The organism is Arthrobacter sp. 01N444 (assembly GCF_056399305.1).
Genome location: NZ_JBFTRB010000010.1, coordinates 84,968 through 102,331 on the forward strand (window position 1 = coordinate 84,968; position 17,364 = coordinate 102,331).

General features: G+C 67.6%; 19 protein-coding genes. 9 read left to right on the plus strand and 10 right to left on the minus strand.

Going from position 1 to position 17,364, the window contains the following annotated elements; genetic code table 11:
* Window position 1: 1 nt before the first annotated feature.
* Window positions 2–1,225, plus strand: a complete 1,224-nt coding sequence (locus AC1DKN_RS13055) for a macrolide family glycosyltransferase (protein WP_476871504.1) — start codon at window positions 2–4, stop codon at window positions 1,223–1,225.
* A 23-nt stretch (window positions 1,226–1,248) separates the two neighbouring features.
* On the opposite strand, the gene AC1DKN_RS13060 is transcribed toward AC1DKN_RS13055, so the two are convergent.
* Window positions 1,249–1,938: an alpha/beta hydrolase family protein gene (locus AC1DKN_RS13060; protein WP_476871505.1), complete on the minus strand. Its 690-nt coding sequence runs from the start codon at window positions 1,936–1,938 to the stop codon at window positions 1,249–1,251.
* 70 nt (window positions 1,939–2,008) lie between these two features.
* On the opposite strand from AC1DKN_RS13060, the gene ligD reads away from it, so the two are divergent.
* Together ligD and AC1DKN_RS13070 are read left to right on the plus strand one after the other, a co-directional pair.
* Window positions 2,009–3,034, plus strand: a complete 1,026-nt coding sequence (ligD, locus tag AC1DKN_RS13065; protein WP_476871506.1) for a non-homologous end-joining DNA ligase — start codon at window positions 2,009–2,011, stop codon at window positions 3,032–3,034.
* Window positions 3,035–3,101: 67 nt separating this feature from the next.
* The gene (locus AC1DKN_RS13070) at window positions 3,102–3,239 is read left to right on the plus strand and encodes a hypothetical protein (protein ID WP_164468558.1); all 138 of its coding nucleotides are present in this window, start codon (window positions 3,102–3,104) and stop codon (window positions 3,237–3,239) included.
* Here the strand turns inward: AC1DKN_RS13070 and AC1DKN_RS13075 are convergent.
* Window positions 3,229–3,495: a hypothetical protein gene (locus AC1DKN_RS13075; RefSeq protein ID WP_476849564.1), complete on the minus strand. Its 267-nt coding sequence runs from the start codon at window positions 3,493–3,495 to the stop codon at window positions 3,229–3,231. The genes AC1DKN_RS13070 and AC1DKN_RS13075 overlap by 11 nt on opposite strands.
* Before the next feature lie 210 nt (window positions 3,496–3,705).
* Window positions 3,706–4,053, minus strand: a complete 348-nt coding sequence (locus AC1DKN_RS13080) for a hypothetical protein (RefSeq protein ID WP_476871507.1) — start codon at window positions 4,051–4,053, stop codon at window positions 3,706–3,708.
* Window positions 4,054–4,265: 212 nt separating this feature from the next.
* On the opposite strand from AC1DKN_RS13080, the gene AC1DKN_RS13085 reads away from it, so the two are divergent.
* The 3 genes from AC1DKN_RS13085 (at window position 4,266) to AC1DKN_RS13095 (ending at window position 7,103) form a co-directional block, all read left to right on the plus strand.
* Entirely contained in the window at window positions 4,266–5,549 is a 1,284-nt protein-coding gene (locus AC1DKN_RS13085; protein WP_476871508.1) for a class I SAM-dependent methyltransferase, read from the plus strand.
* A gap of 71 nt (window positions 5,550–5,620) precedes the next feature.
* Entirely contained in the window at window positions 5,621–6,658 is a 1,038-nt protein-coding gene (locus AC1DKN_RS13090) for a pirin family protein (protein ID WP_476871509.1), read from the plus strand.
* Window positions 6,659–6,755: 97 nt separating this feature from the next.
* On the plus strand, window positions 6,756–7,103 hold the full coding sequence (locus AC1DKN_RS13095; protein WP_476871510.1) for a GNAT family N-acetyltransferase: 348 nt from the start codon (window positions 6,756–6,758) through the stop codon (window positions 7,101–7,103).
* A 30-nt stretch (window positions 7,104–7,133) separates the two neighbouring features.
* On the opposite strand, the gene AC1DKN_RS13100 is transcribed toward AC1DKN_RS13095, so the two are convergent.
* Both AC1DKN_RS13100 and AC1DKN_RS13105 read right to left on the minus strand, forming a co-directional pair.
* Entirely contained in the window at window positions 7,134–7,712 is a 579-nt protein-coding gene (locus tag AC1DKN_RS13100; protein ID WP_028276784.1) for a TMEM175 family protein, read from the minus strand.
* Between the two features lie 81 nt (window positions 7,713–7,793).
* Entirely contained in the window at window positions 7,794–8,123 is a 330-nt protein-coding gene (locus tag AC1DKN_RS13105; protein WP_476849568.1) for a carboxymuconolactone decarboxylase, read from the minus strand.
* Between the two features lie 324 nt (window positions 8,124–8,447).
* On the opposite strand from AC1DKN_RS13105, the gene AC1DKN_RS13110 reads away from it, so the two are divergent.
* Window positions 8,448–9,887: a DUF2252 domain-containing protein gene (locus AC1DKN_RS13110; protein ID WP_476871511.1), complete on the plus strand. Its 1,440-nt coding sequence runs from the start codon at window positions 8,448–8,450 to the stop codon at window positions 9,885–9,887.
* Window positions 9,888–9,915: 28 nt separating this feature from the next.
* Complete coding sequence (locus tag AC1DKN_RS13115; RefSeq protein ID WP_476871512.1) at window positions 9,916–11,418, plus strand: FAD-dependent oxidoreductase; 1,503 nt, start codon at window positions 9,916–9,918, stop codon at window positions 11,416–11,418.
* Here AC1DKN_RS13115 and AC1DKN_RS13120 read toward each other — a convergent pair.
* The 3 genes from AC1DKN_RS13120 to AC1DKN_RS13130 form a co-directional block, all read right to left on the minus strand.
* The gene (locus AC1DKN_RS13120; RefSeq protein WP_476871513.1) at window positions 11,415–12,251 is read right to left on the minus strand and encodes a CDP-alcohol phosphatidyltransferase family protein; all 837 of its coding nucleotides are present in this window, start codon (window positions 12,249–12,251) and stop codon (window positions 11,415–11,417) included. The genes AC1DKN_RS13115 and AC1DKN_RS13120 overlap by 4 nt on opposite strands.
* A 114-nt stretch (window positions 12,252–12,365) precedes the next feature.
* Window positions 12,366–12,776: a hypothetical protein gene (locus AC1DKN_RS13125; protein WP_476849572.1), complete on the minus strand. Its 411-nt coding sequence runs from the start codon at window positions 12,774–12,776 to the stop codon at window positions 12,366–12,368.
* Between the two features lie 44 nt (window positions 12,777–12,820).
* Window positions 12,821–13,186, minus strand: coding sequence for a cupredoxin domain-containing protein (locus AC1DKN_RS13130; RefSeq protein ID WP_476849573.1), 366 nt, complete (start codon window positions 13,184–13,186; stop codon window positions 12,821–12,823).
* 202 nt (window positions 13,187–13,388) lie between these two features.
* Here AC1DKN_RS13130 and AC1DKN_RS13135 point away from each other — a divergent pair, with 202 nt between their 5' ends.
* Window positions 13,389–14,336, plus strand: coding sequence for a cation diffusion facilitator family transporter (locus AC1DKN_RS13135; protein WP_476871514.1), 948 nt, complete (start codon window positions 13,389–13,391; stop codon window positions 14,334–14,336).
* Window positions 14,337–14,374: 38 nt separating this feature from the next.
* Here the strand turns inward: AC1DKN_RS13135 and AC1DKN_RS13140 are convergent, their stop codons facing one another.
* On the minus strand, window positions 14,375–16,666 hold the full coding sequence (locus AC1DKN_RS13140; RefSeq protein WP_476871515.1) for a putative bifunctional diguanylate cyclase/phosphodiesterase: 2,292 nt from the start codon (window positions 16,664–16,666) through the stop codon (window positions 14,375–14,377).
* A 219-nt stretch (window positions 16,667–16,885) separates the two neighbouring features.
* Window positions 16,886–17,188: a DUF4193 domain-containing protein gene (locus AC1DKN_RS13145; protein WP_028276793.1), complete on the minus strand. Its 303-nt coding sequence runs from the start codon at window positions 17,186–17,188 to the stop codon at window positions 16,886–16,888.
* Between the last annotated feature and the right edge of the window lie 176 nt (window positions 17,189–17,364).

A 17,364-nucleotide genomic window follows, 5' to 3' on the forward strand; every position in this document is an offset into this window, starting at 1 on the left:
CATGCACCTTGCGTTCGTCTCCATTCCCGCCTACGGACACGTGAACCCGACCCTGCCGCTGGTGGCGGAGCTCGTTGCCCGGGGGCACAGGGTCACATATTTCACGTCCGCCGACTTCGGACCGCTGATCCGCAAGGCCGGCGCGGACTTTCACGCGTCCGGCGGGAACTGGATGGCATCGCTGCCCGCCCTGGGGCCCGGGCAGCGGGCACAGGCGCACCTGATGCTGCCGATCATGCACCGCGTGTTCGAGGACCTCAGAACCAGCTTTCCGGCGTTGGTCGATCAACTCCGCCAGGACCCGCCGGACGCTATCTGCTTTGACGCGATGACGCTTAGCGGCAGCATGGCGGCGGAAAAGATCGGCGCCCCGGCCATTGCCCTCATGCCCACCTATGCCACCAACGAGCACTTCTCGCTGAGATCGCTGATGCCTGCCCCGCCACCGGACGGCGCCGATGAGATGGCCAAGGTTGCGCTGGCCATGGGCCGATTGCTTGCGGAGTTCGCGGCCGGGCAGGGCGTGCGGACACCGCGGATGTTCGATGGTCCGCCTGCGCCGTTCAACATCGTGTTCCTACCCCGCGAATTCCAGCCCATGGGGGCGACCTTCGATGACCGGTTCCGGTTTGTGGGTCCCAGCGTCGGCGGCCGGGATACCGACGGCGAATGGGAGCGTGAGGGAACGGGACCGCTGTTGTTCATTTCCCTGGGCACCACCCCGCTGAACCGCCGGCCGGACTTCTTCCGGATGTGCCTTGATGCCTTCGGCGGAAGCGAGTGGAACGTCGCGATGGCCGTTGGGGACCAGACCAGCCTGGCCGATCTCGGAACGATTGCGCCGAACGTCCGGGTCCGGCCGTTCTTCCCGCAATTGCAGGTACTGCGCCAAACCGCAGTCTTCATCACCCACGCCGGCATGAATTCGACCATGGAAGCGCTGTATTACGCCGTCCCAATGGTGGCCGTGCCCCAGCAGCCGGAACAGGCGGCCACCGCCCGCCGGCTGGAAGAACTGGGTCTGGGCAGGCGCCTTGCTCCGGAGGACGTCGGGTCCGACGCGCTCCGGGCCGCGGTCACCGCGGTCCATACGGACGAGCAGGTCCGGCGCAACCTGGCCGCGATGCGCGATGTTGTCCGCAGCGCGGGAGGGGCCGTGGCTGCCGCCGACGCCATCGAGGCGCGCGTGCAGCACGGGGCGGCCCGGTTCGGCGACGTCGGCTAGGCCGGGCCGTGACGCCAGACCGGTCAGGGGAGCGCGGCCGCGGGAATATCGCCGTGTGTCTTCAGGAAGTCGGCGACCGTCGCCGCCAGTGACGCCCCCGCCTCGTCGGCACTGCACTTCGCGCCGGCAACGGCAAAGGAGTGGTCCCCGCCCTCGCGCCACTCCACCGTCGCGGACGGCCCGATTTTGGCCGCCACGGCCTCCAGCAGTTCCGGGGTGGCGAACGTGTCCCGCGTGCCCTGCAGGAACAGCATCGGCAGCGTCAGCCCGTAGAGGTGCTCGTCGCGGAGCTTTTCCGGTTTCCCCGGCGGGTGCAGCGGGTAGCCCAGATAGACCAACCCGGCGGCAGGCATGCCTTCCGCGACGGCCATTGAGGCCATGCGTCCGCCGAACGATTTCCCGGCGGCCCACAACGGCCGGCCCGCGGAACGGGACGCGGCGGCGGCCATGGCCGCCCGCCAGGTGGCGATGGCAGCCGGCGGCCGGTCCGGGAATTTTCGTCCTGCCTCGCGGTAGGGGAAGTTGAAGCGCAGGGTGGCGACGCCGAGTTCGTTCAGGGCGCGGGTGAAGCCCACAAGGAACGGATGGTCCATTCCCGCCCCGGCGCCGTGGGCAACAACCAGGGTTGCGAAGGAGTCCTCGGGCCCGGCAAAGACGCCCGACACTGCGGCTTCGCCGGCTTCAAGGGTGATCGGGAACTCAGGCGTTGTCATGTGTCCATCATGCCGGGTGGACAACTGTTCCGCTCTTCAACTGTCCACGCCGCCGGGGTAGGTTGTCCCCATGGCCAAGGAAGAAGTCCACCTCACCGTCAGCGGTCCGCACGGCGACCGGGAGTTGAGGGTGTCCAGCCCGGCGAGGGTTCTCTGGCCCGGCCCGGGACTGACCAAGCTGGACCTGGCCCGGTACCTGGTGGACGTCGGGGACGCCTTCCTGGCCGCGAACGGGGACCGGCCGGTAACGCTCCAGCGGTTCAAGGACACGGTGGACGGCGAGCAATTCTTCTCCAAGAACCCGCCCAAGGGTGCCCCGGACTTCATCCGCGCGGTCGACGTCGTCTATCCAAGCGGACGCACGCATCCCCAGCTGGTCATTGACGAAATCGCCGCAGCGGTGTGGGCGGTGCAGATGAATACGGTGGTCTTCCACCCCTGGGCCTCCCGGGCCGGCAAACCGGATTATCCGGACGAGTTGCGGATCGACCTCGACCCGCAGCCCGGTACCGGGTTCGCCGAGGCCGTTCCGGTTGCACGCGAGTTGCGGCGCGTACTCGCGGAGGCCGGGCTGGAGGCCTTCATCAAGACCTCGGGCAACCGGGGGCTTCACGTCTTTGCCCCGATCGAGCCGACCCGGGAGTTCCTGGACGTGCGCCACGCCGTCATCGCGGCAGCCCGCGAACTCGAGCGTCGGATGCCCGCGCAAGTCACCACCGCGTGGTGGAAAGAGGAACGCGGCGCCCGCATCTTCGTCGACTTCAACCAGGCGAACCGCGACCGCACGATCGCGGGGGCCTACAGCCCGCGCGCACTCGCCAACGCGACGGTGTCGTGCCCGATCCGCTGGGAAGAGCTCGGGTCCGTCGACCCGGCTGACTTCACGATCGCCACCGTTCCGGAGCGGCTCAAAGTTTCCGGCGATCCGTGGGAGGGCATGCACGCAGGCGGCGCCGGCTCCGTCGATCTTTTGCTGGAATGGTGGAACAGAGACCTCGAAGCCGGGCTGGGGGAGCTGCCGTTCCCGCCGGACTTCCCGAAGATGCCGGGGGAACCGCCGCGGGTGCAGCCGAGCCGGGCGCGCAACAGCGGCTGAGGCTGCCCGCACGGACGGGCAACAACCGCCGGCCCATCCGTGGCCGCTCCTGCATCGAATTACCGGCATGAGCAAGTCGGAGAAGAAGAACCTGCGGTATTGCGACTACTACTGCTTCATGTCGCTGAAGGACTTCGCGGCCTGGGTCGACGCCGACGACGACCGGGAACCCGCCATGTCCTACGCCGGGACCCCTACCAGGTAAGTTCCTGGGCCTTTATTACGTAGTGGCCGTCCCGCTCGGTGAACGTGGCCCGGTACCCGCGTTTGACCCCGTTAACCACCATCTGGCAATCCGTATGCGTGTTGACCTTGATATCCGGGAAGTTCTTGCACTCCACTTCGGAAATCGTGACGCCAGGGTCCGTGGGTTTGGCGCGGGCCTTGATCCGCTCGGCCAGAACCTTGCCGCTGGTCTGCGGATCGAAGACCACCACCGACGGCGGGGCTGTCGCCGTCACCGTGGTTGTGGGGCCCGGTATGGCCGGGGGAGCGCCGCAACCCGTCATAAGGAGCGCCGCGCCCAGGCTTGCTGCACATGCTGTTCTGAATAAGTTCATCGTCGATCAAGTCCGTCCGACGCCCGACCACAGGGCTGCCCGAGACCCAGGCCGCCAGACCCAACGATGCCCGGACGGGCTTGGGGAATCCTTGGCCCTGCGGCCGCGGTGCTAGCGGTGGGAACGGACAGTGCGAAGAATGCCGCGGATCGAAACGCCAACGGCGCACACCAGAGGGGCCAGCGCCACCAGAAGGACGACGGTGTTGGGCCGGAACGTCATGCGGCCCGAGGAGCCCTTGGCGTAGACGCCCAGGGGCAAGACGAAGCCGCCGCCCCCGCCTCCACTTCCGCCGCTGCCGGGCTGGGAGTCTTCCGGGCTGCTGCCTCCGCCGAAGCCGAAGGACACCACCGCTACCGGGACGATCTCTTCTCCTGCGATGTTCACGGCGGGCCCGTAGGCCCGGGACACACCGACATTCTTGAACGTGTCCACGAGGGACGAGAAAGACTCAGACATAGGACACACCATAGGCAACAGCACACCCACGCGCCAGAGGCGTCCGCCGCTGATGCTTTGGGCAGGCGTGGTGTGCAGGGAAGACGGGAGGGGGCGGGGAAAGGAATCGGAACCAAAGCTCTGGTTGCCGGGCGTGTCATGCCCTTAGATTTGGAACTGGCGGGCTCAGCCCGCAGCACTGGAGACGAGGCACTGGAATTGAGGCACTGGACATGACGGCATCCACGAATGCGGCTTCACGGCTGGCTGACGCGCTGGCGATCATCCTTGGCACCGACGGCATCCCCCTGCGGCTTAAGGCCTGGGACGGCTCGGAAGCGGGACCGGAAGACGCTCCAGTCGTCGTTTTCCGGTCCCGGCGGGCACTTCGACGGATGCTGTGGTCCCCGGGACAGCTTGGACTGAGCCGCGCCTACGTGGCCGGCGATATCGAGGCACCCGGCGACATCTTCGCTGCCTTCGCGGCCATCAGTGCGGCGGGAAAGTTCGCCGAGCCCGGACCGTTCCGGCCGCCGACGCCCGGCGAGGTGTTCGCGCTGGTCAAAACAGCTGTCCGGCTCGGCGCGCTCGGAACGAACCCGGCGCCGCCGCCGGAGGAAGCGCGCGTGAGCCGGCACGGCCGGCGGCATTCCAAGGGGCGCGATGCCGCGGCCATTTCCCACCATTACGACGTCGGGAACGACTTTTACGCCCTCGTCCTGGGCCCTTCCATGGTGTACTCGTGCGCGGTCTGGGAATCGGAGGAGACCGGGCTAGACGCCGCCCAGAACGCCAAGCTCGATCTGGTCTGCCGCAAGTTGGGGCTCCAGCCGGGCATGCGGGTGCTGGATGTGGGATGCGGTTGGGGCAGCCTGGCGCTGCATGCCGCGCAACACTATGGGGCCGACGTCGTCGGGGTGACGCTCTCGGTCGAACAGGCGGCCCGGGCCCGCAAGCGGGCGGCCGACGCCGGACTCACGGACCGGGTGGACATCCGGGTGCAGGACTACCGCGACGTGGACGACGGGCCGTTCGACGCGATCAGCTCCATCGGCATGTCAGAGCATGTAGGGCGCGAGCAGATCCAGCACTATTCTTCCCACCTGCAGGGCCTGCTCCGCCCGGGAGGACGGCTGCTCAACCACGCGATTTCCTGGAACGCCGGCGCGACCCCGCCGGACCCTGACTCCTTCATTCCCCGTTATGTCTTTCCGGACGGCGAGATGCTCAGCCTCTCGGAGATGGTCGCTGCACTCGAATCGGCCGGCCTGGAGATCATGGACGTCGAGGCGTTGCGGCCCCACTATGCCCTGACGCTCAGGGCCTGGGTGCGGAACCTGGAGGAGCACTGGGACGAGGCCGTGCGCTTGGCCGGGCTGGGAAGGGCCCGGGTGTGGCGGCTCTACATGGCCGCGAGCGCACTCGGCTTCGAGGCTGGCATCACGGGCGTGAACCAGATCCTGGTCCAGCGCCCGGGCGGCGCGGAACCCCCATTGCGCCGTTCGGCCTGGATGTGAGGCCCGGTCCTGGAAGTCCATGCCGTGTGCCGAAGGCTGACCCGCGGACCGCACGAAGCTAGGCTGTCATCATGAGCAATACCGAAGTCGCGCCCCAGGAAATCCTCTGCGAAACGGACGGGACCTGCGCCGGCGTCGAACTCCTGGTTCCGCGGAAGGTCCCGCTGGGCGGCCCCCGCGCGATGGATGTGCGGCGCACCCTTCCGCAGCGCCAGCGCAGCCTCATCGGGGCGTGGTGCTTCCTGGACCACTACGGCCCGGACCAGGTCGGCGATTCCGGCGGCATGAAAGTCCCGCGCCACCCGCACACCGGGCTTCAAACCGTCAGCTGGCTGTTCACAGGCGAAATCGAACACCGGGATTCGGCCGGCTTCCACGCAGCGGTGCGGCCCGGTGAAGTGAACCTCATGACCGCCGGCCGCGGCATCAGCCATTCGGAATTTTCCACCCCGGACACCACCGTCCTGCACGGCGCGCAGCTGTGGGTGGCGCTGCCGGACACGGCACGCCACATGGCACCCACTTTTGAGCACTACCGTCCGGAGCCGGTCAGCGGAAACGGCTGGACCATGCGCGTCTTCCTGGGCGCACTCGCCGGGTCCGTCTCGCCCGTCACCACCCACACGCCCCTGCTCGGTGCCGAGCTCCTGCTCGAAGCGGGGACGGAGCTGACGCTTGCAACAGATGTGTCCTTCGAACACGGCCTGCTCGTGGACTCGGGCAACCTTGCCTTGGACGGGCAGCCGGTCCCGACGGACAACCTCGCGTACCTGCCCGTCGGCCACGGGTCCCTGACCCTGGTCGCGGGCAGCGAGGGAGCCCGCGTTCTCCTCATTGGCGGAGAGCCGCTGGGCGAAAAAATCGTGATGTGGTGGAACTTCGTCGGCCGCAGCCATGAGGAGATCGTCGCGTACAGGGACCAGTGGCAGTCCGAGATCGGCGCGGACGCCGGCCCTGCGGACTCCAGCGCGGGCGCCGGCACTGCGGACTCCGGCGCGGACGCCGGCGGGCGAGCATCCGACCTGCGGTTCGGCCCGTTCCCGCCCGGCGGCCCCGCCGCTCTCCCTGCCCCGGCCCTGCCGAATGCCCGCATCCGGCCCCGCGGCTGACCTGTTCATTCCGGCAGGCCCATACTGGCAAGCCCAGCCAGCCCTGCACCCGTAAGCCCGACTGCCGGGCCAATCCGGCCCGCTCAAGGAGACCATATTGACCACGATCACCATCAGTAACAACCCGCAGCGCAGCCGTTTCGAAGTGCTCGACGCCGGCACCGTGATCGGCCAGGCCGCTTACGTGGACGACGTCGGGGCGGGCCAGCGGATTTTCTACCACACGGAGATCAACGAGGAAAATGGCGGCCGCGGGCTGGCCGGGGTGCTGGCCGAGCAGGCACTCGATGAGACTATCGCCGCGGGCCTCACGATCGTTCCGGTGTGTCCCTACATCAAGAAGTACTTGGGCAAGCACCCGGGCTATGCGGCCCACGTGGTACCGCCGGCCCCGGCGCATCTGCGGTTCCTGAGCGCCTCGCTGGCCCAACGCGTCCGGCAGTAGCCGCTCCGGGACACACCTGCGCCTCTGGACTCACGTGTGTGCGATGAACCGCTCCACACGCCGGTCCGGGATGAGCCAGATCGCGGCGACCACCGAATAGGCGGCGATCCCCAAGAGCGGGTTCACCAGGCTGAGCCCCATCCCGGCGATGTAGAGCGCCGGCGATCCCTTGCCCTTCCAGTCCTGCCCCATGGCCCGGTCCAGCGCGCCGCCGCGTCCCTGCTGGCGGATCAGGGTTGTTTTCAGGATGTAGTAGGCAATGGCGGCGAACAGCAGGTCCAGCCCATAGACGAGGACGGGTACCTCCGCCAGGCCCGTGTCATTTATCCACCGGGTGGTGAAGGGGATGAGGGAGAGCCAGAACAGCAGATGCAGGTTTGCCCAGAGCACCCCACCGTTGATCCGCCCGGCCAGATGCAGCATGTGGTGGTGGTTGTTCCAGTAGATCCCGACATAGATGAAGCTCAGCAGGTAGCTGAGCAGCGTTGGAAGCTCGTGAAGCAGGGCCGGCCAGGTCGGTTCGGCGGGGACGTGAAGCTCCAGCACCATGATGGTGATGACGATCGCCAGCACGCCGTCGCTGAACGCCTCCAGCCGGTTCTTGTTCATGGGCCGCCTTTAGTCAGGGCATCGTGGCAGATGCAACGAGGAACTGCCGACGCCGTGACGTGCGGTTCGTAAGTAAGGGTACTAGTCCGGGGTCCCTGCTTCGAGTTCTTCCTCCGCCATTTCGAGGGCAAAGCCCAGCGCCTGGACGAGATTGGTGGTCGCCGCCACGATCCGGGGAGTGCCGACGATGGGTGCAACGGCGATCAGGATGCCCCGGACATCCTCCAAGGTGATGCCGACGTCTACGGCGGTACCGGCGTTGAACAGGTAGGAGGCGCCCGGGGCGTCGACTGCCGCGAGCGCCGCAATCCGGGCCAGCATCAGTTCGCGAGGCTCAAGGGTGGAGCGTTCGAGCGAAACGGCGGTGATGTCGGCGAGGACGGCGAGAACAGGTGCTTCTTCTTCGGCCATGGTTATGTCTCCATCTGGTTTCAGTGTTGTGCGCCGAGTGACGCGACGTGAGCGGATCGGCCCGACTCGTCATGAACGTAACCCGCCACGACCAGGGGTGGCATCACCCGAACCGCATGAATCGATGGGTCAGTCGCCCGGCTGCGGAACAGATGGCGTTTTGAGCCTGCGCTGCGGGATCCATCAGCGATGCGTTGACGATGGGCCGGTTCGGGGCCAGAATCGCAGTAGCTTGAGCCGAGACGCAGTGGCGCGCTCGGCGGGGACTGACCCAGGCAAGCAGTGCCGGTGGCGGTTCCGGACCTAACAGGGAGGTCGCCGATCATGGCCGAGACCAAAAAAGTCAAGCATCCGAGTGTCGAGGAGCGTGCTGCGAAGGGCAAGGGCCGCCGGGAAAAAACGCCCGTCTCCAGCCACACAGGCTGGGTTCCCGCGCCCGACCGCCCGGATCCGGTCGCGCTGCTCGAGGAACAGAACCTCACCCGCGAACAAGACCTCGTGCCGGTGCGGCACGGCCGGATGCTGGTCTCACCGTTCACGTTTTACCGGGGCGCCGCCAAGATCATGGCAACCGATCTGAAAGACACCCCCCGGGCCGGCCTGGTATCCCAACTGTGCGGCGACGCCCATCTTTCCAACTTTGGAGTCTTCGCCTCACCAGAGCGAACCCTGTTGTTCGATCTCAACGATTTCGACGAAACACTTCCCGGCCCATTTGAGTACGACGTCAAACGCATGGCCGCGAGCTTCACTATCGCGGCCCGCAACAACGCGTTCACCAAGGAAGAAACGCGCGACGCGACACTCACCGCCGTTCGGGCTTACCGCGAGGCGATGGCAGAGTTCGCACAGATGGGCACCCTGGACATCTGGTACGCCCGTCTGTCCGAGGAACAGCTGATGGAAACCATTGAGCTGGCCGTGGCAACCCAAAAGGGCAAGGCCCTCAAGAAGGCAGCCCACGGCATGGAAAAGACGGCGAAACAGAACGTCGCCAAGGCCCACACCCGCGACAGCCTGCAGGCACTCTCCAAGCTCGCCGAGCGGGTGGACGGGGAGTACCGGATCGTCAGCCAGCCGCCGATCGTCATTCCCTCACGGGAGCTGGGGGAATCATTCGGCATGTCTGCGGATGGGATTCAGAAAGCGGTTCGTGAGCAGCTCCGTTCCTACCGGGCCACGCTGCCAGACGACCGACGAATCTTGCTGGAGCGCTTCGAGGTCATCGATGTCGCCCGCAAGGTGGTGGGCGTCGGCAGCGTCGGCACACGGGCGTTCATCGCCTTGCTCCAGGGCCGCGATGAGCAGGATCCGCTGTTTCTGCAGGTCAAGGAGGCCACAAGGTCAGTGCTCGAGGACCACCTGCCGAAGAGCAAGTTCAAGCAGCCGGGCGAGCGCGTGGTGCAGGGCCAGCGGATGATGCAGGCCGCGAGCGACATCTTCCTGGGGTGGACCAAGGGCGTGCAGGACAACCGGTACCTCTACTGGCGCCAACTGCGTGACATGAAGGGCTCAGCCATTGTGGAAGGCATGAAACCGCTCGGCATGGGTTTCTACGCCAACGCCTGCGGCTGGACCCTCGCCCGTGCCCACGCCCGGTCAGGGGACCCGATCGCAATCGCCACTTACTTGGGTAAGAGCGACAAGTTCGAACGCTCCATCAGCGATTTTTCCGAGCGGTACGCGGACCAGAACGAAAAGGACTACCAGGCCTTCGCCGAGGCGGTTCGCTCGGGGCGGCTGGAAGCTACTGAGGGCCTCTGATCGCGGATGTTCAGCAGAAGGCGCCGCCGTGGGTGAACGGCTCGAAGGACGGCAGGTTTCGCTCTGGATCGCCACAACCGGTACCACCCGCTATCCCTCCCTGGACACGGATCTTGAGGTCGACGTCGCCGTCGTCGGGGGAGGGATCGCCGGCCTGACGGCGGCGCTGGCCCTCAAGCGCGCCGGCAGCACCGTCGCGGTCCTGGAGGCAGCCCGCATTGGCACCGGCGTCACTGGGCACACCACCGGCAAGGTCACCTCCCTGCACCGGCTGGCCTACACCGAACTCGCGGACCGGCACGGACCGGACGTGGCTGGCACGTACGGGCAGGCCAACCAGGCCGCCATCGAGCACATTGCGCGTGTCGTCGCGGAGGAGGGCATCGACTGCGACTTCCGCAGGGTATCCAATTACACCTACGCAGAATCCGACGACGCCCTCGCCCGGGTCCGCGGCGAGGCGGCCCTGGCCGGGCGGCTCGGCCTGCCAGCCGTCTTTACCTCCGAGGTGCCGCTGCCGTTCGGTGCCCGGGGCGCAGTCCGGTTCGACGGCCAGGCGCAACTCCACGCGGTCAAGTACCTCCAAGGCCTCGCCCGCGCCGTGGACGGGAGCGGAAGCCACGTACTGGAGGACTCGCGCGTCACCTCGGTCCAAGACGGGGTGCCCGCCGCCGTCGGGACCGGGAGCGGCACCGTCCGGGCGCGCGAGGTGATCATTGCCACCAACGTCCCCGTTGGCGACGCCGGCCTGTTTGCCGAGCGCTGCTACCTGCACCGTTCCTACGTCGTTGCCAGCCTGGCGCCCGCCGTGCCCCTGGAGGGGACCTTCATCAGCGTCGACGAGCCGATGCGCTCCATCCTGGCGATCGACATTGAGGGTTCCCGATTCGTTCTCACCGGCGGCGAGGGGCACCGTGCCGCCGAGGCCAGCGATGCCGCCGAGCGGTACCGCCGCCTCGCGGCTTTCTCCCGGGAACGCCTCGGCACCGGGGAGACCAGCTTCCGCTGGTCCACGCAGGACAACATGCCCGTCGACGGGTTGCCCTACGCCGGGACTTTGACTCCGACGGCGGCGCACCTTCATGTGATCACCGGCCTGCGCAAATGGGGCCTGACCAACGGCACCGCGGCCGCCCTGATCCTGGCCGACACCCTGTCGGGCCGTCACAACCCCTGGGCCGCGGTATTCGATACCAACCGCCCTTCCGCCGGCCAGGCCGGCGGGGTGCGGCAGCAACCGGACCAGCCGCCCCCACGCCGGCTGCCGGATCAACCGGCCGTCGCCGGGCTGCGACCCGGCGAAGGCACCGTCGTGGAGATCGACGGCGAAATGACCGCCGTCTACGCTGGCGCTGCCGGGGGGATCCTCGCCGTCTCGGCCATCTGCACGCATCTGGGTTGCACGGTCGCGTTCAACGCGGACGATTCGACGTGGGACTGCCCCTGCCACGGCTCGCGGTTTTCCGCCGACGGCGCCGTCATCCAGGGCCCGGCGACGATGGACCTGGCGCCGAGACCCGCACCGCGTTAGGTTCCTGCCGGTGTTCCGGCCCGTATGGCGGGGGAGCCGGCGGCCGAAGCGCGGCTTGCCCGGAGCCGTTCCAGCTTGACCACGTCCCGCCCGAATGAAAAGGCCAGCAGCCCAAGCGCCGGCCCGAGCACCATGGCTCCCAGCGGCGGAGGCACCCCCGGCAACAGGGCGAACAGCAGGGCGGCCGGCTGGACGGCTCCGATGACCCTGCGGACGGTGCTGAACGGCAGCGGGTTCTTCAGGAACGGCCGGAACCGGGCCGCTGCGAGGAACGCGTAGTACATCAGGCCGATGCCCAGGGGCCACAGGCCCAACTTTCCCGCCGCCGCGCAGGACAGCACCAGGACCAGCGCGGCGTCCGTATCCGAATCCAGGCGTGAACCCTCGGCCGTGGCACAACCCGTGAACCGGGCCACCCGTCCGTCGACGGCATCGAGCAGGAATGCGGCCGCGCCCAGGACCACCACCAGAAGGCTTGGTCCGGTTCCGGCTCCGGCGATCAACCCCACCACCGTTTCGGCGGCACAGCAGGCCACGATGCCGGCCCTGCCGAGGGTGACGCGGTCCGCGGGGGTGGAAAAACGGGGTTTCCGCCGCAGAACGGAGCTGGCGGCCCGGGAGATCACCGCGGCCCCCGCCGCCAGGGCCAGGAGCCAGGGAACAGGATCCGTGAGGACCGCCGCGCCGAGCCAGGCCCACACCACGAGATAGGCGCCGACGGCGGTGCCGGCATCCGCCACGGCACGGCGGGCGGCTGCCGATCCCGGCCCGGTCTGCCCTGGCGCCGGGGAAGCGGTGCCCCTCGTCGGTTCTGCAGGCCGGATTCCAGGCACGTTTGCCGACCCCGTGCCTGTAGACGCCGTGTCCTCTTGTTTCGTGCCTTCTGCAAACGACTTCAGCCTGAACCACCCCGCCCACATGCTAGCAAGTCCGCGGCCCGGGGTTGGTCAATGCTTGGACTGGGTGCCCTGCCCGTTCGTCCGCCGTCCGGCCCGGACGAAACCGATGGCTGCCAGGACGGCTCCGGCGCCTTCAGCCACGGCGCTGACAGACTTTTCGAAGAACCAGATGGGCTCGTACATGGCCGGGAAAGGCCCGAACGCGGGAATATTCACATAACGGTATGCCACCACGGCCATGAAGGCGCTCAGCGCGACGACGAATGCGACGGCGAAGGCCGCCCTGCTGCCGCGCAGCAGCACGTACAACCCGGCCAGCACAGCGGCAGCTGATTCCAGCAGGAACAGGTTCCCTTGGCCGATTCCCGCGGAGTTGCCCGCCTGGTAGCCCGGGGCCAGGTGGATGTGGACGGCGGCGTCAATGAACAGGGCAACGGCCGTGAGGATTCGCAGTGTCATGCCGGCCGTATGGACCCGCACGGCCCGTCCGGGGCTCTGGGCGCTCATTTGACCACCAGCGTCCCGTGCATGCCCGGATGGTAGGTGCAGTGATACGCGTAGGATCCGGGCTTCGTCGGCGCGGTGAAGGTGGCAGTGCCGCCGCCCTTGACCTGGGCATCGAACGCTGAGCCTTCGTCAGCCGTGACCGTGTGCGCCGCGGCATCCATGTTGGTTACGGTGACCGCCGCGCCGGGGGCCACGGTGAGCGGGTCGCCGTAGGCGAAGTCCTTGATGGTGATGGTGGTGGCGGCGGCGGTGCCCGCCGTCGGGCCAGCCCCGTAGGCGGGGCCGGGTGGGGGCGCCGACGTCGACGCCGGCGATCCGCTGCCGCCGGCGCACCCGCCGGCGCCCAGCAAGATCAGGAGCAACCATAGCGATGACAGCTTCCGACGAGCATTCATTGCGCACCACCCCGAGCGGCTTGAGGAAACGAGCGGATGAACGTACTAGCTATATTGTGCGCCTGACCGGCACGAATGGAACCAGTCTGCGTCGAACGCCGGTCCGGGACAGCCCGGGGAGATAGCGTAGTCCCTGGCATGCATCCTGCAGCCGAGGGAGGAAAATGGCGTGAAGCGTAAGAAGTCCTGGTCCGCATCGCTCACGGTGCTGATTGCCTTTGCAGCGAACGTCCTTGTCGCGGCAGCCAAGACAGTGGCCGCTCTTGTCTCTGGCTCGGCGTCCATGACTGCCGAGGCGGCCCACTCCTGGGCCGATACCGGCAACCAGGTCTTCCTGCTCATCGCCGAACGGAAAGCCGCGCGGAAACGCGACAAAGCCCACCCCATGGGTTACGGGCGCGAGGCCTACGTATGGTCAATGATCGCCGCCTTTGGCTTGTTTACGGCCGGCGCGGTGGTGTCGGTGATGCACGGCATCCAGCAGCTGATCACCCCGGAACCGCCAGGTGACTATGGGATCGCCTACCTGGTGCTGACCATCGCGTTCGTCCTTGAAGGCGTGTCCTTCATCCAGGCGTTCCGGCAAAACCGGAAGGCGGCGCGAGAGCTGGACCGGAACACCCTGGAGCAGGTCCTCAAGGGCTCCGACCCCACGCTGCGCGCCGTCTTCGCCGAGGATGGGGCAGCGCTTGTTGGCCTGCTCATCGCCTTCGCCGGGATATTCCTGCACCAGGTCACGGGGTCCTCCGTGCCGGACGCCGTGGGGTCCATTCTGGTGGGCATCCTCCTGGCCGTGGTTGCCGTCGTGCTGATCGACCGGAACCGGCGCTTCCTGGTGGGGCAAGCCGTGACCGGCGATATCGAGGGCACCATGGCCCGCCGCCTCCTCGAGCACCCAGCGATCGAACGCATCACGTACCTGCATCTCGAATACGTCGGCCCGCGCAAGCTTTACGTCGTGGCGGCCGTGGACCTACAGGGGGACCTCCGGGAACACGACGTCGCCGCGGCCCTACGCCGCGTTGAACGCGAACTTGAGGACCACGAAACGGTGGAAGAGGCCGTCCTGACACTGGCCACCGCGGACGAGCCCTCGTTGGTCTTCCCCGCCGTTTGAGCACAACGCCGACCTCCGGGTCCGGTCCTTCGGCTGGCTCAGGCGCCGGCCGCCGTCGCGTCCATGCCGGCCGGTGGCTGCAGGCGGGCCCCGGAGGCCAGCAGCGCCTCGAGAACGGGGGACGGGCTGGGATTGGCCAGAAAGAAGCCCTGGCCCATGTCGCAGCCGAGCGAGCGCAGGAGATCCAGCTGCCCGGTGTGCTCGATGCCCTCGGCGATGACGGCCAGGTCCAGTTTCCGGGCCACTTCCAGAATGCCCTCGAGCATCGCCGCGGCCGGGGCGTCCCCAGGCAGCCCGGACAGGAAGGCACGGTCGATCTTGAGAATGTCCGCGGGCAGCGCAGCGAGCGTGCTGAGCGAGGAGAAGCCGGTCCCGAAGTCGTCGATTGCGATGCGGACGCCGAAGCTCTTCAGCCGGTTCAGGGCAGCGACCCCGCCGTCGGCGCTCGTGGCCAGGGCCGATTCGGTGACCTCGAGGATCACCTTGTCGGCCTGCGAGGCGGGGTGGGCCAGGATGCGCTCCAGGGCGGCCAGGTTCCGGTCACTCGATAGCTGAAGAGTGGAAAGATTGACCGAGACCCAGAAGTCTTCGGCAGTGCCGGGGGACCGGCGCCAGCCGGCGACGTGACGGCTTGCGGTGTCCAGGACCCAGCAGCCGATGGGCCCTATCTCGCCGGTTTCCTCGGCCAAGGGGATGAAGTCGGCCGGTCCCAGCCGGCCCAGGGTCGGGTGCTCCCAGCGGACCAGGGCCTCCACCCCGGCGATCTCGCCGGTGCCGAGATTCACGACGGGCTGGTAGTCGAGGCGCAACTGCCCGGCCTGCACGGCTGTGGCGAGGTCCGCCCGGAGAGCGGCCCGGTAGGTCATTTCGTCATATCCCCGGGCATCGAAGAGCTGGTAGCGGCCTTTGCCGCCGTGCTTGGCCATGTACATGGCGAAGTCCGCCTGCCGCATCAACTCGGCCGGATCTGCAGTGCCGGCGTTGCGCTGGGCGGCGCCCATGCTGACGGTTACCTTCAGCCGGACGTCATCGATGCAGAAAGGGTCCCGCAGTGTGTCCTGGATGCGCCGTGCGACGTCGTCTGTCGCCGTGCCGCCCTCATCCGTCACGACGATCGCGAATTCGTCGCCGCCCAGCCGGGCGACGAGGTCATGTCCGCGCACGCAGCCCCGCAGCCGTTGGGCCAGCTGGATGAGCAACGCGTCGCCGCCCTCATGGCCCAGCGAGTCGTTGACATCTTTGAAGTCGTCGACGTCGATGACGAGCAGGCCTTCACGCCCGTCGCAGACCTCGGCGCCAGCTGTTTCCGGGTTCTTTGCCCCGGGGTCGAACGCGGCGGTGAGGCGTTCGGTGAGGACTGCCCGGTTGGCCAGTCCCGTGAGCGGGTCGTGGGTGGCGCGGAAGGTCAGCTCCAGGTGGTTGTCGTGCACGGTTGCGGCCATGGAATTGAAGGCCTCGGCCAGCTGACCAAGTTCGTCATTGCGGACAACGCTGATCCGGTGGCTGTAATCACCGGACTGCAGCTTCACGACCCCGCGGTACAGACCCTCCACAGGGCGCATCAGGTACTTGGTCATCCGCCGGCGGAAAAAGAACACCCCGCCCGCGGCCAGGGCAAAGAGGGCCGTGCGGACGGTCGATACCATCTGCTGAAGCCCGGCCCCACGGGCGACGCCGTCGTCAAGCGCGTCGAGCGAAGCGCGACGGACGTCGGCGAGCAGGGCGCGGGCCTTGGCGCTGGATTCGGCGAACGCCGGCGCCTCCGCCACTCGGTTGCCGTGGAGAGTGGCCACCTGGCTTCCCCAGAGATTGTGCGCGGACAGTCCCTCCTGCCAGGCGGCCCGGGCCCCGCGGACTGTGGCCCGCATGCCGTACGCCTCCGGCAGGATCCGGGCGGTGGCATCGAAGTGGGCGGAGAGGTCCTTTTGTTGCAGCAAAAAGGCGGCCGGATTTGCGGGTCCTGCGGACAACAGCTGGAGTCCGGCTTGTTCGTGGGTCTCGATGCCGGTCCGGAGCTCGGAGATGGCCTCCGACTCGACGCGGTGCTGTGCGGCGGCGTGCTGGATCTGGTCCGTGACAAAACGGACGCCGACCAGAGTTACCGCGGCCCCTGCGAGCAGGGCAAGGATCACCAGGATGAATGCCCTGGACCATTCGCGCTGCAGGCTCCCTGCGCGGGCGGGTTTGCCGGTGCGGGGGGTACGGGTGCCCGCCGGCCCTTCAAACGGCATGGCCGGCCCGTCGGATCGTTCGGGTCCACTGGCGTCGTTGGCGGCGGCCGACGGCGGCACAGCAGCAGGGTCAGCCAAGCTGCTGGTGGATTTACGCATGATCAGCCTCCGGCCGTGTGCCGGCAATCGCCGCATCGTCAAACAGGAGCGTAGCCGAACGTGCCCCGGCTGGTCATGTCCGGCCGCCTCCCGACACTATTGTGAAGCATGTGACAGAAGTGTATTCGACGGGTGGCCCGGCGGGTAGTGTCCGGTGCCGGAACCACACCTGCCGCGCTGAACGTCCCAGGACCGGCTGAGCCGGTCCTGCCGGGGGCTCTAGCTGAGGCAGTCTGCGCAGTAGGCGTGGCCGGCCTTCTCCTTGGCCAGCTGGGACCGGTGCCGCACCAGGAAACAGGAATAGCAGGTGAATTCGTCCTCCTTTTGCGGGATGACCGTGACGGTCAGTTCCTCGCCGGACAGGTCTGCCCCCGGCAGTTCCACGCCTTCGGAGGTATCCGCCTCGTCGAGTTCGCGGACAACGCTTCGCGCGTCAGGCGCATTCGCCGAACGGAGCGCCTCCAGGGAAGCGTTGCGGGATTCCGCGACGTCGGAGCGTACTTCGTCATAATCGGTTGCCACCTGGTGATACTCATTTCAGTTGCTGGGCGTGTGATTCGGAGTCTCTCCGGATCTACTTATCTCTGTATCTCCGGATCTCCGGGATTGAACCGTACAGCATGACGCCGTGTAAATGCTGGGGACCGGGGCAGTCGCGGCAGTGACGCTCATGACACCCGGAGGCGGACGCCCCCGAC

Coding starts and splice junctions, on each gene's coding strand:
- AC1DKN_RS13060 (WP_476871505.1), bottom strand. CDS start 1,938: ATGACAACGCCTGAGTTCCCGATCACCCTTGAAGCCGGCGAAGCCGCA.
- AC1DKN_RS13140 (WP_476871515.1), bottom strand. CDS start 16,666: ATGCGTAAATCCACCAGCAGCTTGGCTGACCCTGCTGCTGTGCCGCCG.
- ligD (WP_476871506.1), top strand. CDS start 2,009: ATGGCCAAGGAAGAAGTCCACCTCACCGTCAGCGGTCCGCACGGCGAC.
- AC1DKN_RS13100 (WP_028276784.1), bottom strand. CDS start 7,712: ATGAACAAGAACCGGCTGGAGGCGTTCAGCGACGGCGTGCTGGCGATC.
- AC1DKN_RS13105 (WP_476849568.1), bottom strand. CDS start 8,123: ATGGCCGAAGAAGAAGCACCTGTTCTCGCCGTCCTCGCCGACATCACC.
- AC1DKN_RS13110 (WP_476871511.1), top strand. CDS start 8,448: ATGGCCGAGACCAAAAAAGTCAAGCATCCGAGTGTCGAGGAGCGTGCT.
- AC1DKN_RS13055 (WP_476871504.1), top strand. CDS start 2: ATGCACCTTGCGTTCGTCTCCATTCCCGCCTACGGACACGTGAACCCG.
- AC1DKN_RS13125 (WP_476849572.1), bottom strand. CDS start 12,776: ATGACACTGCGAATCCTCACGGCCGTTGCCCTGTTCATTGACGCCGCC.
- AC1DKN_RS13090 (WP_476871509.1), top strand. CDS start 5,621: ATGAGCAATACCGAAGTCGCGCCCCAGGAAATCCTCTGCGAAACGGAC.
- AC1DKN_RS13085 (WP_476871508.1), top strand. CDS start 4,266: ATGACGGCATCCACGAATGCGGCTTCACGGCTGGCTGACGCGCTGGCG.
- AC1DKN_RS13080 (WP_476871507.1), bottom strand. CDS start 4,053: ATGTCTGAGTCTTTCTCGTCCCTCGTGGACACGTTCAAGAATGTCGGT.
- AC1DKN_RS13070 (WP_164468558.1), top strand. CDS start 3,102: ATGAGCAAGTCGGAGAAGAAGAACCTGCGGTATTGCGACTACTACTGC.